At 60.3% G+C, this 25,182-nt stretch carries 24 protein-coding genes; 4 read left to right on the forward strand and 20 right to left on the reverse strand.

Annotated elements, in window-relative coordinates:
* Position 1: 1 nt before the first annotated feature.
* Positions 2-907 carry an AraC family transcriptional regulator gene (locus KW062_RS28260; RefSeq protein ID WP_027616936.1) on the reverse strand — a complete coding sequence of 302 codons (906 nt, stop codon included), beginning with the start codon at positions 905-907 and terminating at the stop codon, positions 2-4.
* Positions 908-1,018: 111 nt separating this feature from the next.
* Between KW062_RS28260 and KW062_RS28265 the strand changes: the two genes are divergently transcribed.
* Positions 1,019-1,360 carry a carboxymuconolactone decarboxylase family protein gene (locus KW062_RS28265; protein WP_027616935.1) on the forward strand — a complete coding sequence of 114 codons (342 nt, stop codon included), beginning with the start codon at positions 1,019-1,021 and terminating at the stop codon, positions 1,358-1,360.
* Positions 1,361-1,419: 59 nt separating this feature from the next.
* On the opposite strand, the gene KW062_RS28270 is transcribed toward KW062_RS28265, so the two are convergent.
* The 8 genes from KW062_RS28270 to KW062_RS28305 form a co-directional block, all read right to left on the reverse strand.
* On the reverse strand, positions 1,420-2,301 hold the full coding sequence (locus tag KW062_RS28270) for an ABC transporter permease subunit (protein ID WP_027616934.1): 882 nt from the start codon (positions 2,299-2,301) through the stop codon (positions 1,420-1,422).
* The gene (locus tag KW062_RS28275) at positions 2,298-3,179 is read right to left on the reverse strand and encodes an ABC transporter permease subunit (RefSeq protein WP_327192047.1); all 882 of its coding nucleotides are present in this window, start codon (positions 3,177-3,179) and stop codon (positions 2,298-2,300) included. The genes KW062_RS28270 and KW062_RS28275 overlap by 4 nt, the downstream gene beginning before the upstream one ends.
* Before the next feature lie 35 nt (positions 3,180-3,214).
* Positions 3,215-4,357 carry an ABC transporter ATP-binding protein gene (locus KW062_RS28280; RefSeq protein ID WP_105753616.1) on the reverse strand — a complete coding sequence of 381 codons (1,143 nt, stop codon included), beginning with the start codon at positions 4,355-4,357 and terminating at the stop codon, positions 3,215-3,217.
* 74 nt (positions 4,358-4,431) lie between these two features.
* Positions 4,432-5,529, reverse strand: a complete 1,098-nt coding sequence (locus KW062_RS28285) for a polyamine ABC transporter substrate-binding protein (RefSeq protein ID WP_027616931.1) — start codon at positions 5,527-5,529, stop codon at positions 4,432-4,434.
* Positions 5,530-5,706: 177 nt separating this feature from the next.
* A complete protein-coding gene (locus tag KW062_RS28290) occupies positions 5,707-6,819 on the reverse strand; it encodes a polyamine ABC transporter substrate-binding protein (protein ID WP_027616930.1) in 1,113 nt (370 codons plus the stop codon).
* 169 nt (positions 6,820-6,988) lie between these two features.
* Positions 6,989-8,350, reverse strand: a complete 1,362-nt coding sequence (locus KW062_RS28295; RefSeq protein ID WP_027616929.1) for an aspartate aminotransferase family protein — start codon at positions 8,348-8,350, stop codon at positions 6,989-6,991.
* 53 nt (positions 8,351-8,403) lie between these two features.
* A complete protein-coding gene (locus KW062_RS28300; RefSeq protein ID WP_027616928.1) occupies positions 8,404-9,762 on the reverse strand; it encodes a glutamine synthetase family protein in 1,359 nt (452 codons plus the stop codon).
* Positions 9,759-10,229, reverse strand: coding sequence for a gamma-glutamyl-gamma-aminobutyrate hydrolase family protein (locus KW062_RS28305; protein ID WP_146118198.1), 471 nt, complete (start codon positions 10,227-10,229; stop codon positions 9,759-9,761). Before KW062_RS28305 ends, KW062_RS28300 begins: the two co-directional genes overlap by 4 nt.
* 278 nt (positions 10,230-10,507) lie before the next feature.
* On the opposite strand from KW062_RS28305, the gene KW062_RS28310 reads away from it, so the two are divergent.
* Positions 10,508-11,884: a glutamine synthetase family protein gene (locus KW062_RS28310; RefSeq protein ID WP_027616927.1), complete on the forward strand. Its 1,377-nt coding sequence runs from the start codon at positions 10,508-10,510 to the stop codon at positions 11,882-11,884.
* Between the two features lie 183 nt (positions 11,885-12,067).
* Positions 12,068-12,700 (forward strand): TetR/AcrR family transcriptional regulator, encoded by a 633-nt coding sequence (locus KW062_RS28315; protein ID WP_027616926.1) that lies wholly within the window; start codon positions 12,068-12,070, stop codon positions 12,698-12,700.
* 48 nt (positions 12,701-12,748) lie between these two features.
* Here KW062_RS28315 and KW062_RS28320 read toward each other — a convergent pair whose 3' ends face one another.
* From KW062_RS28320 to argE, 10 genes are all read right to left on the reverse strand, one after another.
* A complete protein-coding gene (locus KW062_RS28320) occupies positions 12,749-12,964 on the reverse strand; it encodes a TOBE domain-containing protein (RefSeq protein ID WP_003213899.1) in 216 nt (71 codons plus the stop codon).
* 30 nt (positions 12,965-12,994) lie between these two features.
* Complete coding sequence (gene ssuB, locus KW062_RS28325; protein WP_027616925.1) at positions 12,995-13,801, reverse strand: aliphatic sulfonates ABC transporter ATP-binding protein; 807 nt, start codon at positions 13,799-13,801, stop codon at positions 12,995-12,997.
* The gene (gene ssuC, locus KW062_RS28330; protein WP_027616924.1) at positions 13,798-14,586 is read right to left on the reverse strand and encodes an aliphatic sulfonate ABC transporter permease SsuC; all 789 of its coding nucleotides are present in this window, start codon (positions 14,584-14,586) and stop codon (positions 13,798-13,800) included. The genes ssuB and ssuC overlap by 4 nt, the downstream gene beginning before the upstream one ends.
* A gap of 8 nt (positions 14,587-14,594) precedes the next feature.
* Positions 14,595-15,743: an FMNH2-dependent alkanesulfonate monooxygenase gene (gene ssuD, locus KW062_RS28335; protein WP_027616923.1), complete on the reverse strand. Its 1,149-nt coding sequence runs from the start codon at positions 15,741-15,743 to the stop codon at positions 14,595-14,597.
* 25 nt (positions 15,744-15,768) lie between these two features.
* On the reverse strand, positions 15,769-16,734 hold the full coding sequence (locus tag KW062_RS28340) for a sulfonate ABC transporter substrate-binding protein (protein WP_027616922.1): 966 nt from the start codon (positions 16,732-16,734) through the stop codon (positions 15,769-15,771).
* 90 nt (positions 16,735-16,824) lie between these two features.
* Positions 16,825-17,418, reverse strand: coding sequence for an NADPH-dependent FMN reductase (gene ssuE, locus KW062_RS28345; RefSeq protein WP_027616921.1), 594 nt, complete (start codon positions 17,416-17,418; stop codon positions 16,825-16,827).
* Positions 17,419-17,629: 211 nt separating this feature from the next.
* Complete coding sequence (locus KW062_RS28350) at positions 17,630-18,268, reverse strand: peroxiredoxin (RefSeq protein WP_027616920.1); 639 nt, start codon at positions 18,266-18,268, stop codon at positions 17,630-17,632.
* 286 nt (positions 18,269-18,554) lie between these two features.
* The gene (locus KW062_RS28355) at positions 18,555-19,928 is read right to left on the reverse strand and encodes an OprD family porin (RefSeq protein ID WP_027616919.1); all 1,374 of its coding nucleotides are present in this window, start codon (positions 19,926-19,928) and stop codon (positions 18,555-18,557) included.
* Between the two features lie 469 nt (positions 19,929-20,397).
* Entirely contained in the window at positions 20,398-21,696 is a 1,299-nt protein-coding gene (gene argA / locus KW062_RS28360; RefSeq protein WP_027616918.1) for an amino-acid N-acetyltransferase, read from the reverse strand.
* Positions 21,697-21,830: 134 nt separating this feature from the next.
* Positions 21,831-22,979, reverse strand: coding sequence for an acetylornithine deacetylase (argE, locus tag KW062_RS28365; protein ID WP_027616917.1), 1,149 nt, complete (start codon positions 22,977-22,979; stop codon positions 21,831-21,833).
* Positions 22,980-23,117: 138 nt separating this feature from the next.
* Between argE and KW062_RS28370 the strand changes: the two genes are divergently transcribed.
* Positions 23,118-24,485: a CYTH domain-containing protein gene (locus tag KW062_RS28370; RefSeq protein ID WP_105753615.1), complete on the forward strand. Its 1,368-nt coding sequence runs from the start codon at positions 23,118-23,120 to the stop codon at positions 24,483-24,485.
* 124 nt (positions 24,486-24,609) lie between these two features.
* Here the strand turns inward: KW062_RS28370 and KW062_RS28375 are convergent, their stop codons facing one another.
* Complete coding sequence (locus tag KW062_RS28375; RefSeq protein ID WP_027616915.1) at positions 24,610-25,074, reverse strand: Lrp/AsnC family transcriptional regulator; 465 nt, start codon at positions 25,072-25,074, stop codon at positions 24,610-24,612.
* Positions 25,075-25,182: the final 108 nt, after the last annotated feature.

Consider the following 25,182-nt stretch of genomic DNA (forward strand, 5'->3'; position numbering starts at 1 on the left):
CCTACAGGCTCTGGCGCACCCGCCCCGGGGCCTCGCCGTAAGTGTCCTTGAACTTCTTGCTGAACGCTGCCTGGGATTGATAACCAACCTGGGCGGCGATGTCGTTCAGGCTCAGGCCGGACTGCCCTAAGAGGCTGTACGCCAACTCCATGCGCACCTGGGTCAGCAGCACCCAGGGCGAGACCCCGGCAACCCGCACAAAGGCACGCATGAAGGTGGCCCGCGACATCGTCGCAGCGGCGGCCAGGCTGTCGATGGTCCAGTCGTGCCCGGGATCGGCCAGCATCGCTTGCCAGGCACGGCTCAGGCGCTTGTCCGCGAGCAAGGCCAGGGTGCCGCTCGCCGGCGATTGCCCGGCCAGGTGCGCGCGCAGAATCAGGGTGAACATCGCCGACGACAGCGCATCGACGAAGAACCGTGCACCCGGCTGATTGCCATCCGCTTCGCCGCGCAGCAGTGCAATCAGCGCCACCAGTTGTGCATCGACCTGGCTTTCGCGGCTGGAGATCACCAGGTATTCCGGGAGGGCCGAAAACAGCAGGGACTGTGGGTTGTAGTGGAAGCTGCCGCAGAGCATATCGACCTCCGGCTCGTCACTGCCCATGCGGTGCATCGGCAGCAGCCCACCAGCGATCACCCGCGGCACACTGGGGGCGATCCGCGCACCCTCGCTGCGCAGCAGATGGGTCGAGCCACCAGGCAGCAGCAGCACGTCACCGGCGTTCAGGCGCACCCGCTGCCCGCCGGACAGTTCAGCGTGGCAGGTGCCCGTCAGGACGATGTGATACGGCGCCAGCCCGCGCCGGTCGGCCGGGTGATCCAGCGCCCAGTCGCCCTGGAACTGACAGCGCAGGTCGAGGCTGCCGCGCAGGCTGGCGAGGGCAATCAATTTATCGATCGAGTTCATTTGCGACGATTGGATAAATAACTGAGCGGATCGGGCAAACGCGCCTGGCCCGGTTGGACAACACTGTATCTGCCGCAACAGTACACCCCAACCTGCTCAGGAGATAACGCAATGTTCAACAATTGGTCCGAACTGCTGCCCACTATCCAGAAGGCCTTCGGTGGCCTGGGCAAAACCAATCCGAAGATGGTCAAGGCCTATATGGCATTGGGTGAAGCCGCCGAAGAGAACAACGTGCTGGATGCCAAGACCCGCGAGCTGATTTCCATCGCAGTCGCCATTACCACCCGCTGCGACGGTTGCATCGGCGTGCACACCGATGCCGCGATCAAGGCCGGCGCGACCCGTGAGGAGATTGCTGCGACCTTGGCCACGGCGATTTCTCTGAATGCCGGTGCAGCGTACGTGTTCTCGCTGCGTGCGCTGGAGGCGCATGATGCGTTGAAGGGCTGATGGACTGATGGAGAATAATTGTGGGAGCGGGCTTGCCCGCTCCCTTTCCCACTCACCTATCAAACCGCCTGCGGCCGGCGGACTTCCGGTTGTTTCCAGGAGTCGGCGGCGCTTTCTTCGATGGCTTGCTGAATCGCGCGCTTGCGGTTTTCTTCGGCACGACGGCTGAAGAACCAGACCAGGAAGGTCACGATCGACACCGCCAGCAGGATCAGGCTGGCCACCGCGTTGATCTCCGGCTTCACGCCCAGGCGCACCGCCGAGAACACTTCCATCGGCAAGGTCGTCGAGCCCGGGCCCGAGACGAAGCTGGCGAGCACCAGGTCGTCGAGGGACAGAGCGAACGACATCATGCCGCCCGCCGCCAGCGACGGCGCGATCATCGGGATGGTGATCAGAAAGAACACCTTCCACGGCCGCGCACCGAGGTCCATGGCCGCCTCTTCGATGGACATGTCCAACTCACGCAGACGGGCCGACACCACCACCGCAACATAGGCCGCGCAGAACGTAGTGTGGGCGATCCAGATCGTGACCAGGCCACGCTCCTGTGGCCAGCCGATCATTTGCGCCATGGCCACGAACAGCAGCAACAGCGACAGACCGGTGATCACTTCCGGCATGACCAAGGGTGCCGTCACCAGGCCGCCGAACAGCGTGCGGCCCTTGAAGTGGGTGATCCGGGTCAGCACGAACGCTGCCAGGGTCCCCAGCGCCACCGCGGCAATCGCGGTGTAGCAGGCGATTTCCAGCGAGCGCACCACCGAGCCCATCAGTTGGGTGTTATCCAGCAGGCCGACGTACCACTTGATCGACCAGCCGCCCCACACCGTCACCAGTTTCGAGGCGTTGAACGAGTAGATCACCAGGATCAGCATCGGCAGGTAGATAAACAACAGACCCACTACCAGCATCAGGCTGGAGAAACGGAAGCGCTTCATTCTTTACCCTCCATTTCCTTGGCCTGACTGCGGTTGAACAGGATGATCGGCACAATCAGGATCGCCAGCATCACCACTGCCAGGGCGGACGCCACCGGCCAGTCACGGTTGTTGAAGAACTCTTGCCAGAGCACTTTACCGATCATCAGGGTTTCCGGACCGCCGAGCAGTTCCGGGATCACGAACTCACCCACTACCGGAATGAACACCAGCATGCAGCCGGCGATGATGCCGTTCTTCGACAGAGGAATAGTGATTTTCCAGAAGCTGTTGAAGGTGCTGGAACCCAGGTCGGAAGCCGCTTCCAATAGGCTGGTATCGTGCTTCACCAGGTTGGCGTAGAGCGGCAGGATCATGAACGGCAGGTACGAATAGACCACGCCGATATACACCGCGAGGTTGGTGTTGAGGATCTGCAGCGGCTCGCTGATAAACCCCATGCTCATCAGGAAACCGTTGAGCAAGCCGTTGTTGCTGAGGATGCCCATCCACGCATAGACGCGGATCAGGATCGCGGTCCAGGTCGGCATCATGATCAGCAGCACCAGCACGGTCTGCATTTCCTTGCGCGCACTGGCGATGGCGTAGGCCATCGGATAACCGATCAACAGGCAAAGGGTGGTGCTGATCAGCGCCATCTTCAACGAGCCGAGGTAGGCGGCGATGTACAGCTCATCCTCGCTGAGCAACACGTAGTTGCCGAGGTTGAGCAGCACCTGCAGCTTCTGTTCAACGAAGCTGTAGATCTCGGTATACGGCGGAATCGCCACGTCTGCTTCGGCGAAGCTGATCTTCAGGACGATGAAGAACGGCAGCATGAAGAACAGGAACAGCCAGAGGAACGGAACCCCGATGACCAACTGCCGGCCACCGGGAATTATTCGATTGAGTCGGCGTTTGAGCTTTCGCATGTTCATGAGCGCAGTACCACGCCGCTGTCGTCTTCCCACCAGACGTAGACCTGGTCACCCCAGGTTGGCCGCTGGCCGCGACGCTCGGCGTTGGCGACGAACGACTGCACCAGCTTGCCGCTCGGCAATTCGACGTAGAACACCGAGTGGCCGCCGAGGTAGGCAATATCGTGGACCTTGCCGCTCGACCAGTTGTACTCGCAGGTCGGCATGTCGGCGGTGACCAGCAGCTTCTCCGGACGAATCGCGTAAGTCACCGACTTGTCCTGGACCGAGGTGCTGATGCCGTGGCCGACGTAGATATTGCGGTCCAGATCCTTGCAGGTGATCAGGGCGTGGCCCTCGGCGTCGTCCACCACTTCACCTTCGAAGATGTTGACGTTGCCGATGAATTCGCAGACCAGGCGGCTGGTCGGGGTTTCGTAGATGTCGATCGGGCTGCCGATCTGCGCGATCCAGCCCAGGTGCATGATCGCGATGCGCTCGGCCATGGTCATGGCCTCTTCCTGGTCGTGGGTCACCATCACGCAGGTCACGCCAACGCGCTCGATGATCTCAACCAGTTCCAACTGCATCTGCGAGCGCAGTTTCTTGTCGAGGGCACCCATCGGTTCGTCGAGCAGCAGCAGCTTCGGACGCTTGGCCAGGGAACGGGCCAGGGCCACACGCTGACGCTGGCCGCCGGAAAGCTGGTGCGGCTTGCGCTTGGCGTACTGGCTCATCTGTACCAGCTTGAGCATCTCCGCCACACGCGCATCGACCTCGGCGGCCGGGATCTTGTCCTGCTTGAGGCCGAAGGCGATGTTCTGCGCCACGGTCATGTGCGGGAACAACGCATAGGACTGGAACATCATGTTGATCGGCCGCTCGTACGGCGGCATATCGGTGATGTCTACACCATCGAGGAAGATTCGCCCTTCGGTCGGTCGCTCGAAACCGGCGAGCATGCGCAGCAAGGTGGATTTGCCCGAACCCGATCCGCCGAGCAAGGCGAAGATTTCGCCTTTCTTGATTTCCAGGGACACGTCGTCCACGGCAATCGTCTCGTCGAACTTCTTCGTGACCCGGTCGATTTTGACCAACACCTGTTTCGGTGTCTGGTCGCCCTCGAGGGCTTTCTTATAGGCGCCGGAGGCAACTGCCATTTACGAAACTCCCAAAACAAAAGAGTGCAGTTCGCTCAAGGTGAGCCAACCTTGGATAGTTTGAGCCTTTGTCACTATTTACCCGACTTGACCTTGGTCCAGCTGCGGGTCATCAGCCGTTGAATGTTCGGCGGTAGTTCGATCGACACGTAGGTCTTGTCGAGCACGGCCTGGGGTGGATACACCGATTCGTCTTCGCGGATCGACTGCTCCATCAATTTGTCCGACGCCGGGTTCGGGTTGGCGTAGCCCACGTAGTCGCTGACCTGGGCGATCACCTCTGGCTTGAGCAGGTAATTGATGAAGGCATGGGCCTGTTTGACGTTGGCCGAATCCTTGGGAATCGCCAGCATGTCGAACCACAGAGCGCCGCCCTCTTTCGGAATCGAGTAAGCGATGTTCACGCCCTTCTTCGCTTCCGCCGCGCGGTTTTTCGCCTGGAACATGTCACCGGAGAAGCCGATGGCGACGCAGATGTCGCCGTTGGCCAGGTCGCCGATGTACTTGGAGGAGTGGAAGTAGGTCACGTAAGGCCGCACCGCAAGCAACTTGGCTTCGGCCTTTTTGTAGTCCTCAGGGTTGGTGCTGTTGGCATCCAGGCCCATGTAGTTGAGGACCGTCGGCATCATTTCGTCAGCCGAATCGAGGAAGGCCACACCGCAGCTTTGCAGCTTCTTGATGTTTTCCGGCTCGAACACCGCCGCCCAGGAGTCGATTTTGTCGACGCCCAGCACCTCTTTGATTTTGTCGACGTTGTAGCCGATGCCGTTGGTACCCCACAGGTACGGTACGGCATACAGGTTGCCCGGGTCGTTCTGTTCCAGGCGTTTGAGCAGCACCGGATCGAGGTTGCTGTAGTTCGGCAACAGCGACTTGTCGAGCTTCTGGAACGCCCCGGCCTTGATCTGCTTGCCCAGGAAGTGGTTGGACGGCACCACCACGTCATAGCCGGTGCGCCCGGCCAGCAACTTGCCTTCCAGGGTCTCGTTGGAATCAAACACGTCGTACACTGGCTTGATACCGGTGGCTTTCTGGAAGTCCGCCAGGGTGGTCTCGCCGATGTAATCCGACCAGTTATAAATATGCACGGTGCCGGCGGCTTGAACACTGGCAGCCAGTGTCAACCCGGCGCCAACCAGCATGGCTTTGCGCAACAAAGAAAAAATGGCCACGTGGAGGTCCTCTCTCAAATTAGTTGGGCGCAAGTTGCCCAGCGTTACCGGACAGTCTGGACTGCCTGGGAACAAAACCGGCGCGCAACTTACCCTCGATAAACCGATCCAGCAAACTTTAAAAAGATCCTTGTAGGAGCGAGCCTGTCGAATCGACAGGCTCGCTCCTACAGATACTTATTTACCCGATTTGATCTTGGTCCAGCTGCGAGTCAGGATCCGCTGGGTCGCGGCCGGCAGGTCGGCAATCGCGTACAGCTTGGCCAGCACGTCTGCCGGTGGGTAAACGCCCGGGTCACTGGTGATGTCTTTATCAACCAGTGGGGTTGCAGCGGCGTTACCGTTCGGGAAGCGTACGGCGTTGGTGATTTCCGCCATGATTTCCGGCTTCTGCAGGAAGGTCATGAACTTGTAGGCGCCTTCGACGTTTTCGGCATCTTTAGGGATGGCGACCATGTCGTAGAAGCTACCTGCACCTTCTTTGGGAATGTTGTAGCTGACCTTGACCTTGTCACCGGCTTCGGCGGCGCGAGTCTTGGCCTGATAGATGTCACCCGAGTAGCCGATCGCCACGCAGATGTTGCCGTTGGCCAGGTCGGAAATGTACTTGGAGGAGTGGAAGTAACCGATCGAAGGACGAACTTTGAGGAACAGTGCCTCGGCCTCGGCCAGTTGTTTCTTGTCCTGGCTGTCGGTCGGGTAGCCCAGGTAGTGCAGGGCCACCGGAATCATCTCGGTTGGCGAATCCAGCACGCTGATGCCACAGGATTTCAGCTTGGCGGCGTTTTCCGGTTTGAAGATCAGGTCCCAGGAATTGGTCGGTGCATCCGGACCCAGCGCGGCCTTGACCTTCTCGGCGTTGAAGCCGATGCCGATCGAGCCCCACATGTACGGGAAGGCGTGCTCGTTACCCGGGTCGCTGACCGAGACGGCCTTGAGCAGATCGGTGTTCAGGTTCTTCCAGTTCGGCAGCTTGGACTTGTCCAGCTTCTGGTAGACGCCGGCCTTGATCTGCTTGGCCAGGAAGTTGTTCGAAGGCACCACGATGTCGTAACCGGACTTGCCGGCCAGCAACTTGGCTTCGAGGGTTTCGTTACTGTCGAAGACGTCGTAGACCACCTTGATGCCCGACTCGTCTTCAAACTTCTTGATGGTGTCCGGCGCGATGTAATCGGACCAGTTGTACACGTGCAAGACTTTGTCATCTGCCTGAACCGCGCCCGCCATGATGCCCATCAGGGACATGGCAAGGAGTGTCTTGCCGGCGAGCTTTTTACCGAGTGCCTTCATGCGTAATGCTCCAAATTTTTGCTTTTTTGAACCACCTGTTCCGCGCCGAACCCGGGCATTTGGAACGGTGGCTAGTCTGGCAACATCCATGGCGGTCTTTCAAGGAAAGGCCAAGCTTTCTGACCGCTCTGAGCGAAAGTTCATACAACTCCCGCTCAGAGCCTAGCACTTAGCCCTGCAACACACTCAGGGTCAGGTCCAGGCACTTGCGTGCCTTGCTCACCAGCTCATCGATTTCCGCCTTGGTAATCACCAGTGGCGGCGCGATGATCATGGTGTCGCCAACCGCGCGCATGATCAGCCCGTTGTCGAAGCAGAACTGCCGGCAGATCATGCCTACACCCTTGCCTTCGTAACGTTTACGCGTGGCTTTGTCCTGAACCAGTTCGATAGCGCCCAGCAACCCTACCCCGCGAACTTCACCCACCAATGGATGATCGTTGAGTTCACGCAGACGCTTTTGCAAATACGGTGCCGTTTCTTCCTGGACGCGCTCGATAATCTTCTCTTCGCGCATGATGCGGATGTTTTCCAGGGCAACAGCCGCCGCTACCGGGTGACCGGAGTAGGTGAATCCGTGGTTGAAATCGCCGCCTTCGTTCAGCACTTCGACCACCGAATCGCGCACGATCAGACCACCCATCGGGATGTAGCCGGAAGTCAGGCCCTTGGCGATGGTCATCATGTCGGGCTTGAGGTCGTAGAAATCGCTGCCGAACCACTCGCCGGTACGGCCGAAACCGCAAATCACTTCATCGGCGACGAACAGGATGTCGTACTTGGCGAGGATTTCCTTGATGCGCGGCCAGTAGCTTTCTGGCGGCACGATCACGCCGCCGGCGCCCTGGATCGGCTCGGCAATGAAGGCGCCGACGTTGTCGACACCGACTTCGAGAATCTTTTCTTCCAACTGGTTGGCAGCCCAGATCCCGAATTCTTCCGGGGTCATGTCGCCGCCTTCACCGAACCAGTACGGCTGCGGAATGTGCACGATGCCGGGGATCGGCAAGTCGCCCTGTTCGTGCATGTAGGTCATGCCGCCCAGGCTGGCGCCGGCCACGGTCGAACCGTGGTAGCCGTTCTTGCGGCTGATAATGACTTTCTTGTTTGGCTGACCTTTGATCGCCCAGTAGTGGCGAACCATGCGCAGCATGGTGTCATTGCCTTCGGAGCCGGAACCGGTGAAGAACACGTGGTTCATGCCTGCTGGCGCGATATCGGAAATTGCCTTGGCCAGTTCGAGGACGGGCGGGTGAGCGGTCTGGAAAAACAGGTTGTAGTACGGCAACTCGCGCATCTGCTTGCTGGCAGCCTCGGCCAACTCGTCGCGGCCGTAACCGATGGCCACGCACCACAGGCCGGCCATGCCGTCGAGGATCTGATTGCCTTCGCTGTCCCACAGGTAAACGCCCTTGGCGCTGGTGATGACGCGCGGGCCTTTTTCCTTCAATTGCTTGAAGTCACTGAAGGGGGCCAGGTGGTGTTCGGCGCTCAGGTTCTGCCATTCACGGGTTTGCGGGTTGTTGCTCATAAAGCTCTCCTAGTGAGGTTGGAGTGCGGCTTTTGAGGGCCGCACCCGGCGTGTCAGACGGCGAACAACAGGAATTCCCGTTCCCATGAGCTGATCACGCGCTTGAAGTTTTCATGCTCGGCCCGCTTGACCGCGACGTAGCCAGTGATGAAGTTGTGACCCAGGTACTTCTCGATGGTCTTGCTGTTTTCCATGCGTTCCAGAGCGTCTTCGATGGTCAGCGGCAGACGCAGGTTGCGCCGCTCGTAACCACGACCCACCACAGGCGCGCTTGGGTTGATACCTTCGACCATGCCGATGTAGCCGCACAGCAGGCTCGCGGCAATCGCCAGGTACGGGTTGGCGTCGGCACCCGGCAGGCGGTTTTCCACCCGACGGTTTTGAGGGCCGGCATCCGGCACCCGCAGGCCCACGGTACGGTTTTCTTCGCCCCACTCGACGTTCACCGGCGCCGAAGTGTCCGGCAGGAAGCGGCGGAACGAGTTGACGTTGGGCGCGAACAGCGGCAGCAGTTCAGGGATGAATTTCTGCAGGCCGCCGATGTGGTTGAGGAACAACTGGCTCATGCTCCCGTCTTCATTGGAGAAGACGTTCTTGCCGGTCTCGATATCGATGATGCTCTGGTGCAGGTGCATGGCGCTGCCAGGCTCGCCGGTCATCGGCTTGGCCATGAACGTGGCGGCCACGTTGTGCTTGAGCGCGGCCTCGCGCATGGTGCGCTTGAACACCAGGATCTGGTCGGCCAGGGACAGCGCGTCGCCGTGACGGAAGTTGATTTCCATCTGCGCCGTGCCGTCTTCGTGGATCAGCGTATCGAGATCCAGCTCCTGCAGTTCGCACCAGTCGTAGACGTCTTCGAACAGCGGGTCGAATTCGTTGGCCGCTTCGATAGAGAACGATTGGCGACCGATTTCCGGACGTCCGGAACGGCCAACCGGCGGTTGCAACGGGTAATCCGGGTCGTCACTGCGCTTGGTCAGGTAGAACTCCATTTCCGGCGCCACGATCGGCTGCCAGCCCTTGTCGGAATAGAGTTTGAGGACTTTCTTGAGGACGTTGCGTGGCGACAGCTCGATCGGGTTGCCCTGCTTGTCGTAGGTGTCGTGAATCACCTGCGCGGTCGGCTCGATGGCCCATGGCACGAGGAACACCGCGTTCTGGTCGGGGCGGCAGATCATGTCGATGTCGGCCGGGTCGAGCAGTTCGTAATAGATGTCGTCTTCGACATAGTCGCCCGTCACTGTCTGCAACAGCACACTCTCGGGCAGGCGCATGCCTTTTTCGGCAATGAACTTGTTGGTTGGCGAGATCTTGCCGCGGGTGATCCCGGTCAAGTCGCCAATCATGCATTCGACTTCTGTGATCTTGTGGTCTTTCAACCAATCGGTGAGCTGGTCGAGGTTGTTACTCATAAATGCCTCTGGGCTGAGTGTCCCGGCTTCATTAGGGGCCGGGCGTTGTTTGACGCGTCCGCGTCGCGTTGGCAGACCTGGGAGACGCCCAGGACGTGCGAGCTAGAGCTTACCTGCCCTTGTGGCTGGCTGTGCAAGCCTGATGCAAAAGCCGTGCGTGCAGAAACCGCAACAGCACGGCGCGGCAACGGGCTGGAAGTGGAATCGCGTGCAGAATCATGAGCAGCTCCCGCAGAACACGCAGGGCCGCTATAGTGAAAAGGTTCTACAGTGGAAGAAGATCGGGTAAATAACAGTTTTTGCGGTGCGTCCAGAATAACGGACGCCGACAGCCTATTCGGCACCGTCGGCAGGCCGTTGGCCCTTGCGCCTGGAGCGCGGACGAAGCTGTCGCCACTGATATGGCAAGCCTGCAGGCCGATCTGCATAGAGCAGGCGGCGATGCCGATTGACGGCCGGCGAGACATGAAACACCCCGGTATTATTGCTGTTATGGGTTTGATCCGAGCTTAGCCTTGTTCATTTTTTTACACAACACCCCCGTAAAAAATACAACACGGCCCGCTCAAACCCGCAGCTGGCAAAGAAGGGAAAGGCATTAAAACGCCCCAAACTGCCTCAGAAATGCCTTTCGAGCGCTTTTTTAGGGCAAAAAAGCCCTCGCTTGACTTAATCATGCCGTTCGGGTTGACTGGAATCCGAAAAGATCAATGATTGATATTTTTAACAACAAAGGTGTTGCATCATGTCGGTACCCCCGCGTGCCGTTCAGCTTAACGAAGCGAACGCGTTCCTTAAGGAACATCCTGAGGTTCTGTACGTTGACCTTCTGATTGCGGATATGAATGGTGTGGTGCGCGGCAAGCGCATCGAACGCACCAGTCTCCACAAGGTTTACGAGAAAGGCATCAACCTGCCGGCCTCCCTCTTTGCCCTGGATATCAACGGTTCTACGGTGGAAAGCACCGGCCTGGGCCTGGACATCGGTGATGCTGACCGAATCTGTTATCCAATCCCTGACACCCTGTGCAACGAGCCGTGGCAGAAGCGTCCAACCGCGCAATTGCTGATGACCATGCACGAACTCGAAGGTGAGCCGTTCTTCGCCGACCCGCGTGAGGTGCTGGCCAATGTCGTGCGCAAGTTCGACGAAATGGGCCTGACTATATGCGCCGCGTTCGAACTGGAGTTCTACCTGATCGACCAGGAGAACGTGAACGGTCGTCCGCAGCCACCGCGCTCACCGGTCTCCGGTAAACGCCCGCACTCGACACAGGTCTACCTGATCGACGACCTCGACGAATACGTCGACTGCCTCCAGGACATCCTGGAAGGTGCGAAGGAACAAGGCATCCCGGCTGACGCCATCGTCAAGGAAAGTGCCCCGGCGCAGTTCGAAGTGAACCTGCACCACGTCGCCGACCCGATCAAGGCCTGCGACTACGCGGTACTGCTCAAGCGCCTGATCAAGAACATCGCCTACGACCATGAGATGGACACCACCTTCATGGCCAAGCCTTACCCGGGCCAGGCGGGCAACGGTCTGCATGTCCACATCTCGATTCTTGATAAAGACGGCAAGAACATTTTTGCCAGCGAGGATCCCGAGCAGAACGCCGCACTGCGTCACGCGATCGGCGGTGTGCTCGAGACCCTACCGGCGCAGATGGCTTTCCTCTGCCCGAACGTCAACTCCTATCGTCGTTTCGGCGCACAGTTCTACGTGCCGAACTCGCCATGCTGGGGCCTGGACAACCGCACCGTGGCGATTCGCGTACCAACTGGTGCCGCCGACGCCGTGCGTATCGAACATCGTGTTGCCGGCGCCGATGCCAACCCGTACCTGCTGATGGCTTCGGTCCTGGCAGGCGTGCATCACGGCCTGACCAACAAGATCGAACCGAATGCTCCGGTTGAAGGCAACAGCTACGAGCAGAACGAGCAGAGCCTGCCGAACAACCTGCGCGATGCCCTGCGCGAGCTGGACGACAGTGAGGTGATGGCCAAGTACATCGACCCGAAATACATCGATATCTTTGTCGCCTGTAAAGAGAGTGAGCTGGAGGAGTTCGAACACTCCATCTCCGACCTCGAGTACAACTGGTACCTGCATACCGTTTAAGCGGTTGCTCTGAAAAACGCCGCCGGCCTCACAGCCTGCGGCGTTTTTTTATGGCCGCCTTTCTCGGTTCGCGGGTCCGTGGCGAAAATCGAAAATGTGGGAGCGAGCCTGCTCGCGAAGGCGGGCTACAAGACAACACCCAACCCGCCTCGTACAATGCCCGCTGCCCTGTAGGAGAGTTCAATGACCCGCATCGCCACCGCCCGAAAACCCCGCGCTCGCAGCCAGGCCCGCATCGACTCGATTCTCGACGCGGCCCGTACTCTGCTGGCGGCCGAGGGCGTGGCCAGTCTGTCGATCTACAGCGTGGCCGAACGCGCCGAGATCCCACCCTCCTCGGTCTACCACTTCTTCGCCAGCGTCCCAGCCCTGCTCGAAGCCCTGACCGCCGACGTGCACGCCGCGTTTCGTGCCTGCCTGCAAGCACCGATAGACACTGCGACGCTGCACAGCTGGCGCGATCTGTCGCGGCTGGTGGAAGAGCGCATGTTGGTGATCTACAGCGAAGACGCCGCCGCTCGCCAGTTGATCCTGGCCCAGCATGGCCTGACCGAAGTGACCCAGGCCGACCGCCAGCACGACATCGAACTGGGCGACCTGATGCACAAACTCTTCGACCATCACTTCGAACTGCCGAGGTTGCCCGAAGATGTCGATGTGTTCGCCCTGGCCATGGAGCTCGGCGACCGGGTTTACGCCCGTTCGGTGCAACAGCACGGGCAAATCACCCCGCGCATGGCCGAGGAAGGCATGCGCGTCTTCGACGCCTACCTGGGCCTGTACCTGCCGCCCTACCTGCCCAAGCGCCACGCATAAAAAACCCCGAAGGGTTCACACCCGTCGGGGTTGCTCGTTGCGCACCGCTTACAACTTGGCGATCGAAACCTCGGTGGATTTGACGAAGGCGATCACTTCGCTGCCGATCACCAGCTCCAGCTCCTTGACCGAACGCGTGGTGATCACTGAAGTGACGATACCCGAGGCGGTTTGCACGTCGATTTCCGACAGCACGTCGCCTTCGACGATTTCCTTGATGGTGCCTTTGAACTGGTTGCGGACGTTAATGGCTTTGATAGTCATGCGCTTGATTCCTGTCTTGAGAAAGTAAGGTTATTGCGCCCAGCGCAGTTGCGTAGGCAAGGGTGAAACGGGTTCCGGGTCAGGCGGTACGCCCGGCACGGCCAACACTCGGTTGAGCACTTCAGTTTCCAGCGCTGCCAGTCGATGAGAGCCGCGAGCCCGAGGGCGCGGCAGTTCGACGTGCAGGTCCAGGCCAATCTCGCCCTCTTCAATCAGCAGTACGCGGTCGGCAATCGCCACCGCTTCGCTGACGTCGTGGGTCACCAGCAATACGGTGAAGCCGTGCTGCTGCCACAGGCGTTCGATCAATTGCTGCATCTCGATCCGGGTCAGGGCATCCAGCGCCCCCAAAGGCTCGTCGAGCAACAACAGGCGTGGTTTGTGGATCAACGCCCGAGCCAATGCCACGCGCTGCTTCTGTCCGCCGGACAAGGCCGCCGGCCACTCATGGGCGCGATCCGCCAAGCCCACAGCTTCGAGGGCATCCAGCGCCTGTTGCTGCCAATTGCCCTTGAGGCCGAGGCCGACGTTGTCGATGACCTTTTTCCACGGCAGCAAACGCGCTTCCTGGAACATCAGCCGGGTGTCTTCCCGCGCTTCGCTGAGCGCCGCAGAGCCGGCCAGCAGCTCGCCTTCGGTGGGCTGATCGAGACCGGCCAGCAAGCGCAGCAAAGTGCTCTTGCCGCAGCCGCTGCGACCGACCACGGCGACAAACTGCCCGGCCGGAATATGCAGATCGATCTCGCGCAGCACCTGCCGCGCGCCAAAAGTCTTTTGCAGTTTGCGCACTACCAGCGGAATCCCGCGCAGCAGGCGCGGCGGTTGTTGAGCCGTCATGCCGCACCTCCCTTGACCACTTGATAAGCCGGATGCCAGCGCAACCACACACGCTCAAGACCGCGAGCCGCGAGGTCGGCCAACTTGCCGAGCACCGCGTACAAAACAATTGCCAGCACCACCACGTCGGTCTGCAGGAACTCCCGGGCATTCATCGCCAGGTAGCCGATGCCGGAGCTGGCGGAAATGGTTTCGGCGACGATCAGCGTCAGCCACATGAAGCCCAGGGCAAAACGCACGCCCACCAGAATCGAGGGCAGCGCGCCCGGCAGGATCACCTGACGGAACAGGCTGAAACCACTCAGGCCATAACTGCGGGCCATCTCCACCAGCGCCGGGTCGACGTTACGGATGCCGTGGTAGGTGTTGAGGTAAATCGGGAACAAGGTGCCCAGGGCCACCAGGAAAATCTTCGCCGACTCGTCGATGCCGAACCACAGGATCACCAGCGGAATCAACGCCAGGTGTGGCACGTTGCGGATCATCTGCACCGAGCTGTCGAGCAGGCGTTCGCCCCATTTCGACAGCCCGGTGATAAACCCCAACGCCAGGCCAATCCCACCGCCGATGACAAAACCGAGCCCGGCGCGCCAGCCGCTGATGGCCAGGTGTTTCCAGATTTCGCCGCTCTGCACCAGGTTCACACCGGCCTCGATCACCGCGATCGGCGCCGGCAAAATCCGCGTCGACAACCAGCCCGCCGACACCGACAACTGCCACACCGCCAGCAACAGCAACGGCAAGGCCCAGGGCGCGAGACTGTGGATAAGCGTTTGCTTCTTCATAACGCGCCTCAGCTCTGCGACGCGGCTTTGGGAAGAATGTCGTTGGCCACCATCTCGCCGAACGGACTGACGTAGCCGGCGCTTTTCGGAAGCTCCGGGCGCACCACGTCCAGATGCGGGAACAGCAGCTCGGCCACCCGGTACGACTCTTCCAGGTGTGGATAACCGGAGAAGATAAAGGTGTCGATGCCCAGCTCCGCGTACTCCTTGACCCGCGCAGCCACGGTCGGACCATCGCCCACCAGCGCCGTACCGGCACCACCGCGCACCAGGCCGACCCCTGCCCACAGATTGGGGCTGACTTCCAGGTTGTCGCGGCTGCCGCCATGCAGCGCGGCCATGCGTTGCTGGCCCACTGAATCGAAGCGCGCCAGGGAGGCCTGGGCGCGGGCAATAGTGTCGTCGTCCAGGTGCGAGATCAACCGATCCGCCGCCTGCCAGGCTTCGGCGTTGGTCTCGCGGACAATCACGTGCAGACGAATACCAAAGCGCACGGTGCGTCCCAGCTTCGCGGCTTTTTCGCGTACCTGAGCGATCTTCTCCGCCACCGCAGCCGGCGGCTCGCCCCAGGTCAGGACCATCTCCACCTGCTCGGCGGCCAGATCCTGCGCGGCTTCCGAAGACCCGCCGAAATACAGCGGCGGACGCGGCTGCTGGATCGGCGGATAGAGCAGTTTCGCGCCCTTCACGCTGATATGCTGGCCGTCGTAGTCGACCGTCTCGCCTTCCAGCACACGGCGCCAGATTCGGGTGAATTCCACCGAGGCCTGGTAGCGCTCCTCGTGAGTCAAAAACAGACCATCACCGGCCAACTCTTCCGGATCGCCGCCCGTCACCAGGTTGAACAGCGCACGCCCACCGGATAAGCGATCCAGGGTCGCCGCCTGCCGCGCTGCCACCGTCGGGGAAATGATCCCGGGGCGCAGGGCAACCAGGAACTTCAGGCGCTGGGTCACCGGGATCAGCGAGGCGGCAACCAGCCACGAATCTTCGCAGGAGCGTCCAGTGGGAATCAGCACCCCGCCGAAGCCCAGGCGATCCGCCGCTTGCGCGACTTGTTGCAGGTAGCCATGGTCAACGGCGCGCGCGCCTTCAGCGGTGCCAAGGTAATGGCCGTCGCCGTGGGTAGGCAGGAACCAGAAAATATTGAGGCTCATGGAGTGGTCTCCTTGGGAAGTCGGATTACTGTGCGTTGGCAACGGTCGCCGGGGGCGTCCAGATCACGTCTTTGATGCTCAGGGGTTTGGGAATCAACTTGAGCTGGTAGAAGCTGTCGGCGATTTTCTGCTGCGCCGCGACCACTTCCGGGGTGAGGAAATGCGCGCCGTAGCCTTGGCGTTTCACTGAAGTCAAGGTGATGTCGGCTGGCAGGCCGAGCAGCGGTGCGACCTGTTTGGTCACGTCTTCAGGGTTCGCTTGCGACCACTCGCCAACAGCACGTACCTGGTCCACCAGGGTCTTGATCACGGCCGGGTGTTGCTCGGCGTAGGGTTTGGTGGCGAGGTAGAACTGATGGTTGTCGACGATGCCCTTGCCGTCACGCAGGGTGCGCGCCTGCAACTGCTGTTCGGCGGCGGCCTGGTACGGGTCCCAGATCACCCAGGCGTCAACGCTGCCGCGCTCGAAGGCAGCACGGGCATCGGCCGGTGGCAGGAATACGGTCTGGATGTCGCTGTATTTGAGGCCGGCGTCTTCGAGGGCGCGCACCAGCAGGTAGTGCACGTTGGAGCCCTTGTTGAGCACGACTTTCTTGCCCTTGAGGTCCTGTACCGACTTGATCGCCGAGTCCTTCGGCACCAGGATCGCTTCACTGTGAGGCGCTGGTGGTTCGTAGGCGACGTAGAGCAGATTGGCACCGGCCGCTTGGGCGAACACTGGCGGGGTTTCGCCGGTCACGCCGAAGTCGATCGAGCCAACGTTCAGGCCTTCAAGCAGTTGCGGACCGCCGGGGAACTCGGTCCATTGCACGTCGACGCCTTGGGCGGCGAGGCTTTTTTCCAGGGTGCCCTTGGCCTTGAGCAGCACCAGGGTGCCGTATTTTTGATAGCCGATTCGCAGGGTTTCGGCCTGAGCTTGAGTAATGGCGCCGAAGGACACAGCCGCAACAAACAGAGCGACCAGACCGCGACGCAAAATGACAGGGCGCATGGCGCTCTCCTTTTTGCAGTAGGGTTTTGGCTGCACCTGCTTGCCCGTTAGCGGGCGAGTAAGGCCAGTACTTCAGTGAGTGGGTGAGACTTAAATGCTCCAGCGAGCACTCAACAAACGTTCATTCAACAACTGGGGATCCAGTGGCTTGGGACGTCGGGCCAGAGCGCCGACAAACTGTTCCAACGCTTCGTACAGACGCTGTTCCAGTTCCGGCGCCAGCTTCGCCTGGGCACTGCCTTCGCCGTAGGCGATCTGGCTGTCCTCGGCAAAAATTCCCTGGAGCATTTCCTGGGCCTTGAGCGCCGACAACACCGGCTTGAGCGCGTAGTCCACCGCCAGCATGTGGGCGATGCTGCCGCCCGTGGCCATTGGCAACACCACCTTGTGACTCAGGGCACGCTCAGGCAGCAAGTCCAGCAGGGTTTTCAGCGCCCCGGAAAACGACGCCTTGTACACTGGGGTGGCGATCACCAGGCCATCGGCATTTTCAATCTGTTGCAGCAGGTCTATCACCTTCGGGCTGTCGAAGCGTGCATGCAGCAAGTCCTCGGCCGGGAAGTCCCGTACCTGGTAACTCACCACTTCCACTCCCTGTTGTTGCAACCAGCGTTGGCAGCGCTCCAGCAGCACCCCTGAACGGGAGCGTTGGCTGGGACTTCCTCCGAGTGAGACGACCAGCATTGCCTTGATTCCTTGCGCGTTATGGGCGATTCGCGGCGGCGATCTCGCGTTGGTTGAATCAACCTTAACAGGTGTTTTTTATATCCATAAATCATATTTATTCATTTGGTTATTCATTGCAGATATATGCAAACAGCTTTCGATCGTCCATAAAAAAAGGCCGTCGAAACGGCCTGAAAACCCCTGCTTTGGATAAATCGGTACGGCTATATCAGCGATTCGGTTGTGGAGTCAGACGCAAGTAAGGCTTCACGGCGCGATAGCCTCTGGGGAAGCGCTGGGCAATTTCCGCTTCGTCCTTGAGCGAAGGCACGATCACCACCTCATCGCCGTCCTGCCAGTTGGCCGGCGTGGCCACCTTGTGGCTGTCGGTGAGTTGCAGGGAGTCGATCACCCGCAGGATTTCGTGGAAGTTGCGCCCGGTGCTGGCTGGATAGGTGATGGTCAGCCGAACCTTCTTGTTCGGGTCGATGACGAACAGCGAGCGCACGGTCAGGGTGTCGTTGGCGTTCGGGTGAATCAGGTCGTAGAGGTCGGAGACCTTGCGGTCGGCGTCGGCGAGGATAGGGAAGTTGACCTGGGTGTCCTGGGTTTCGTTGATGTCCTCGATCCAGCGGTGGTGTGAATCCACCGGGTCGACCGACAGGGCAATGGCCTTGACGCCACGCTGGGCAAATTCGTCCTTGAGTCTGGCGGTGAAGCCCAACTCGGTGGTGCACACCGGCGTGAAGTCGGCCGGATGGGAAAACAGCACGCCCCAGCTATCGCCCAGCCACTCGTGGAAGCGGATGGTGCCGGCGCTGGAATCCTGTTGGAAATCGGGGGCGATATCGCCGAGTTTGAGGCTCATGGTGCGGCTCCTTGTGAGTGCGTGATGAACCTACTGTGCCTCGTCTTTTTATTAATTAAAAAGAATAAATATCGATTTATTTAGAACCGTAAAGAATATTAAATTTCTGTTCACTGGACGCTCGCACGCGCAGCGGCCACTCTGGCGCCAAGGTTCGAGAAGGCCTTGAGTTGCTGTAGAGAGGGAAGTGAGGAAGCACCCGCGGGGGCGGGCCTTCCTGCAAGACAAAGCCCCGCCCGGCGTGATGCCGGGCGGGGCTTTTTTTCGTCGACTGCGAACCGCGCTGTTACAACAGCGGGATCGAGTAGCTGACGATCAGGCGGTTTTCGTCCTGGTCGCGTTGACCTGGGATGTCGTTGCGCCACATGGCGTTTTTCCAGGTCAGGCCGAGGTTTTTCAGCGGGCCCTGAGGCACGACGTAAGCCACGGTCAGGTCTCGTTCCCACTCGCTGGCGCCAGTGGCGTTGACCTTGGTCTGCGGCTTGCTGGTACCGACGTTACCCGAGGTGTCGATGTCGTCGCCGCGCAGGTAGACGATACCGGCGGTCAGGCCTGGCGCGCCAATCTGGGCGAAGTCATAGGAGTAACGAGCCTGCCAGGTACGTTCGCCGGCACGGGCGAACTTGGCGATCTGCATGTCGGTGGTCAGGTAAGCCGACGAGCCGTCACCCTGGTTCAGCCAAGGGAAATCGCTGTCGCCGTTGCTGACCTGGTAACCGCCACCGAAGGTGTGACCGGAAACGGTGTACAGGAACAAGCCGCTGTACAGGTTGTTGTCGACCTTGCCCTTGGTGATGCCAGTACCATAGTCACCGGTGGTGTAGTACGCAGGATCGTTGCCGTTGGCACCGTCATCGCGGCTGTTGAAGTAACGCAGATCGGACTTCAACACGCCCGGGCCGATCGCCCAGCTGTGGATCAGGCCCAGGAAGTGCTGCTTGTAGAAGTTATCCAGGTTGCCGTAGTAGTACTGGGCAGTCAGGTCCTTGGTGATCTTGTAGTCGCCACCACCGTAGATGAACTTGTTGCTGTCGCGACCCGAAGCAGTCGGGCTGTTGGCGCCGGCAATCGACAACTCTTCGTTGTTGCTCGAGTTACGGCCCTTGGCGTGCTCGATCTGGCCGCCGACCAAGGTCAGGTCCTTGATCTCGTTAGTGGTGATCTGGCCGCCCTGGAAGGTTTGCGGCAGCAGACGACCGTCGTTGGTCACGATCACTGGCAGTTTTGGCTGCAGGGTGCCCAATTTCAGTTCGGTCTGGGAGATCTTGGCCTTGGCGGTCAGGCCCAGGCTGGAGAAGTTATCAACGGCTTCACCGTTGGACTTGCTCGGGAACACGGTGCCGCCGTACGAAGTAGCGGTTGCGCCGTTGGTGCCGCCGCCGGAATCCAGCTTCACGCCCACCAGGCCGATGGCATCAAGACCGAAGCCTACGGTGCCCTGGGTGTAGCCCGAGGTGAAACGCAGGTCGAAGCCTTGGCCCCACTCTTCCTGCTTGTTCTGCGCACCGGCAGCTTTGGTGTTGTTGTCGCGGTTATCAGTGTTGATATAGAAGTTACGCAGGCCCAGGGTGGCCTTGCTGTCTTCGATAAAACCGGCGGCGCCTGCCTGCTGCGCGACAACCCCTACGGCCACAGCCAGGGCCAAGGTGGACTTGTTCATGTATCACTCCTCTCGTTTCTAATTTTTGTGTTTCTGGTCCAGAGTCTGTCGCCCCGGTTCCACAGATGCGCGATTAGCGTCTGAGCGCATCCGCCAAGTCAATCGTAACAAGGCGTGTCTACGACCATGGTCTAACCGCATGATTCGGTGTGTTCAGGTTAATGACTTTTCGATAAACCCAAAAAGAATTATTTCATAGTTTTTCATATGATTCTGGAATATAGCGCGACGGCATTCTCCGAACCGGGCGCAGGATATCGCCTACACCCGCTAATTCCTAAACGGCACTTCAAAAAGTTTTTTTAGAACATTCGTCTGAAAAAGACATTGACGGTCGTCAAAAATGATCAAAAAGCGCGACCTCGTTGGGCGAAGCGCATCATCCGGGGCAAATGTTACAGTTTGTGTATCGACTGAAATATTTTTGTCACCCTGGCTTTGATTGAAAGCCAGGGCGGTGGTGGCGGGGTCAGAGGGCTTTTTCGAAGATCTTCGAATTGCGCTGGTAGTTGTACAGCGAAGCCCGTGCCGACGGCAGGCGCTCGACGCTGCTGGGCACGAAGCCGCGCTCACGGAACCAGTGCGCAGTGCGGGTGGTGAGCACGAACAGGGTTTTCAGCCCTTGGGCACGGGCACGGCTTTCGATCCGTTCCAGCAGTTCATCGCCACGACGACCGTGGCGATATTCCGGATTGACCGCCAGGCACGCCAGCTCGCCGGCATCCGAATCGGCAATCTGATACAACGCCGCACAGGCAATGATCATCCCTTCGCGCTCGACCACGCTGAACTGCTCGATCTCACGCTCCAGCACCTCTCGGGAACGACGCACCAGAATCCCCTGCTCTTCCAGCGGACTGATCAGATCCAGCAATCCACCGACGTCTTCAATGGCCGCTTCGCGCAGCAGTTCAAACTGCTCCTGAGCGACCAGCGTGCCACCACCGTCACGGGTGAACAGCTCAGTGAGCAGCGCACCGTCCTCGGCATAACTGACGATGTGGCTGCGTCCCACACCGCCACGGCAGGCCTCGGCGGCGGCATCCAACAGTTCGCCCTGATAGTTTGACCCCAGGCGCTGCAAGTGCGCCGGCACCTGTTGTGGGCGCAACTCGCGCACCAGCCGCCCGTCTTCGCCGATCAGACCCATTTCGGCACCGAACAGCAGCAGTTTGTCCGCTCCCAAATCAATGGCCGCGCGGGTAGCGACGTCTTCACAAGCAAGGTTGAAGATTTCACCGGTCGGTGAGTAGCCCAGCGGCGACAGCAGCACGATGGAGCGCTCATCCAGCAGGCGGTTGATGCCCTTGCGGTCGACCCGGCGCACTTCGCCGGTGTGGTGATAATCCACGCCCTCGAGCACGCCAATCGGCCGCGCAGTCACCAGGTTGCCGCTGGCCACACGCAAGCGTGAGCCCTGCATGGGCGACGAGGCCATGTCCATCGACAGGCGTGCCTCAATGGCGATGCGCAATTGGCCAACGGCATCGATCACGCATTCCAGGGTCGCCGCGTCGGTGATGCGCATGCCGTGGTGGTAATGCGGGGTCAGGCCACGCGCCGCGAGGCGGGTTTCAATTTGCGGACGCGAGCCGTGCACCAGCACCAAGCGCACGCCGAGGCTGTGCAGCAGCACCAGGTCGTGGACGATATTGCCGAAATTCGGGTGTTCGACGCCGTCGCCAGGCAGCATGACGACGAAGGTGCAATCGCGGTGGGCGTTGATGTAAGGGGAAGCGTGACGAAGCCAGTTGACGTATTCGGGCATAACACCTGTACCTGTAATAAGTAGCAGCCGATAAAAGGACTTGGCAAAACGCACAGCGGGCTGGTGGTTATCGTCGGAACAGGCTTGGCGACACGCGCGCTCTCCTTATGAATACGGTTGGACTGCCCCGGGATTCACGCCGGGGTCAGGCAGTAATGTTCGATCAGTTGTCTTAGTAGATGCACCGTAGGCTGCAAACGTGACATTTCCAGGAATTCTCCCGGCTGGTGGGCGCAGGCGATGTCGCCAGGGCCGAGCACCACAGTCTCACAACCAAGGCGCTGAAGATAAGGCGCTTCGGTGCCGAACGCCACTGCTTCGGCACTATGGCCAGTCAGTCTTTCCGCAACCTGGACCAGATCCGACTCCGCCGGTTGCTCGAACGGCGGTACTTCGGGGAACAGCGGCGCGTAGTCGATCTTCACCTGATGGCGCTCGGCAACGGCTTCGAGTCGCTGCCGAATGGCGGTGCGCAAGGCGTCGGGGTCCATGCCGGGCAATGGCCGCAGATCGAATTCCAGCGAGCATTGCCCGCAGATGCGATTGGGGTTGTCGCCACCGTGGATACAGCCAAAGTTGAGCGTCGGTTGCGGCACGCTGAATTGCGGGTTGCGGAATTCGCGCTGCCAGAGCAAGCGCAAGCCACGCAGTTCCCCCATGGCATCGTGCATGGCTTCCAGCGCGCTATGCCCCAGGCGCGGGTCGGAGGAGTGACCGCTCTGGCCGAGGATGTCGATGCGCTCCATCATCACCCCCTTGTGCAGGCGAATCGGCTTGAGCCCTGTCGGCTCGCCGATCACTGCGACCCGCCCCAGTGGCTGGCCGGCGGCCGCGAGGGCGCGGGCACCGGACATCGAGCTTTCCTCATCGCAGGTGGCGAGGATCATCAGCGGCTGTTTGAACGGTTGGCCGAGCAACGGCAGCACGGCTTCGATGGCCAGGGCGAAAAAACCCTTCATGTCGCAACTGCCCAGGCCGATCCAGCGACCATCGACTTCAGTCAGTTTCAGCGGGTCGGTTTGCCACAACGCGCCATCGAACGGCACGGTATCGCTGTGCCCGGCCAGCACCAGGCCACCTGGACCCGAACCCAGCGTGGCGAGCAGATTGAACTTGCCCGGACTGACTTGCTGGATATCGCAGGTGAAACCCAGATCGCCGAGCCAGGTCGCCAGCAAGTCGATAACGGGGCGATTGCTCTGATCCAGGTGAGCCTGGGTACAACTGACCGACGGCGTGGCGATCAATGCAGCGAACTGGTCTTTCATGGACGGCAAAGGCATCGCTGGCTCCCACTCGCGGATTGAGCTTCATCATAGAACCATCCAGTGACAGGAATAAACCGTCGCGGCGCGGTACACTGCACGGCCTTGGCAGCCACACCTTCTCCGGCTGCACTCCCGATCCTGGATTTTCCGGCCATGCACAAAGAAACCGAAATCAAACTGCGCGTCAGCCGCGAAACCCTCGCCGCCTTGCGCGAGCATCCCCTGCTGAAAAAACGCAACAAAAGCGGCTGGGAAAGCCGTGAGTTGATGAACCAGTACTTCGACACCCCGGAGCGCGAACTGGCCCACGCCAAGGTCGCCCTGCGCCTGCGCCGCGACGGCGACGAAGTGATCCAGACCCTCAAGACCCGTGGCCAGAGCGTCGCCGGCCTGTCCGAGCGCAATGAATTCAACTGGGACCTGCCCAAGGCCAAGCTCGACGTCAAAAAACTCGACGGTGAATGCTGGCCTGAAGCGCTGGCTGAGCTGGACAAAAAAACCCTTAAGCCCATTTTCACCACCGACTTCGTGCGCGAGCGCGCCGAAATCGCCTGGGGCCGCGGCAAGGCCAAGGTGGTGATCGAGGCCGCACTGGACCTGGGCCACGTCGTGGTCGGCAAGCAGAAAGAAGAAATCTGCGAGCTGGAACTGGAACTGCGCGAAGGCGAGCCGGCAGCCTTGCTGGAACTGGCCGCCGAGCTGGCCGAGAAACTGGCGCTGATGCCGTGCGACATCAGCAAGGCGGAACGTGGCTATCGCCTGTACGACGCCAACAGCTACTCGCTGAGCCTGCCGGCCCCCGAGCTGAGCTTCGAAATGCCGCTGGACGATGCATTCGCAGCCCTGTGCTGGCACTTGCTGGGCAGCAGCCAGCGTCTGGCCGAGCAGTACCGCTTCAACGGCCACTGGCGCCTGCTGCAGGACTGGGTCGAGTGCCTGGCCGAACTGCGCGCACTGATTGGTAGCCTCGGCCAAGCCGCGCCACGCCAGTCGACCCACGACCTGCGTGCGGCACTCGACGCCCTGCTCGAAGACTGGCGTCCACTGGTCCAGGCCGGTCTGGACGACGAAGACGTACGCAAGGTGGCACCCGAGCAATTCCTCGAAGAACTCGAAGACCCACGCTGGGGCCAGTTCTCGCTGAACGCGTCACGCTGGTTGCTGGCTCGCAGCTGGACCGCCGACCGCAACACCCGGGGCAATCGCCAGGGCGCTGCGCAGTTGGGGAACTGGTTGCCACGCCTGTTGGCTGAAGAAGCCACCTCGCTGCAATTGCAACGCTACCAGCAGCAGCCGGAAGACCTCGCCGAGCAGTTGCCGCGCATCGAACGTATCCAGGCCTGGCTGCACCACGCCCGCGCCGTGCTGGACGTGGCGGAAATGGATCGCCTGTATGGCGAGCTGAACAAACTGGCGCAACTGGCCAACGAGTCGATCACCGACGAAGTGCTCGACGCCCGCAAGCAGCAGGCGATTGCGGTGTATCAGAACCGCGCGTGGAAGACCTTGCTGCGTATGTAATGCCGCCATCGCTGGCAAGCCAGCTCCTACAAGGGACGTGTGGTGCACACAACCCCCCTGTAGGAGCTGGCTTGTCGGGCCGCCGCATCGCAGCGAAGAGGCCCGCCCAATCACCGCAAAACCTTCAAACCGGCAAACAGGTGGTCGACTTGATCTCCGACAACGCCACAATCGAGTTCACTTCCTGGATCCCCGGCACCATCGACAGTTTCTCGAAGAAGAAGCGCTCGTAGGCTTCGATGTCCGCCGTGACGATCCGCAGCAGAAAATCCACCGCGCCCATCAGCACATAACACTCCAGCACTTCAGGAAAACCGCGAATCGCCTCGGTGAATTCGGTGAAGTTCGAACGGCCGTGGGCGTTCAGTTTGACCTCGGCGAATATCTGCGTGTTGAGGCCGATTTTCTTGCGGTCGAGCAAGGTCACCTGACCACGAATCACCCCCTCCTCACGCATTCGCTGGATCCGGCGCCAGCACGGCGACTGGGATAACCCGACCTGATCGGCGATCTGCGCGCTGGACAGTGAAGCGTCCTCCTGCAGCAACGCCAGAATACGGCGATCGTAAGCGTCCAGCTCGCTGCGCATAAATAAACCTCCTTATCGTTTATCTGAGAATCAATTAATTCGACTGACCTGCAATTTCGCCTATCTTAGGCAAAAAAAACCCCGCGACAGATGTAAAAATTTCTCCAT

Origin of the sequence: Pseudomonas fluorescens, assembly GCF_019212185.1 — a bacterium.
GTDB lineage: Bacteria > Pseudomonadota > Gammaproteobacteria > Pseudomonadales > Pseudomonadaceae > Aquipseudomonas.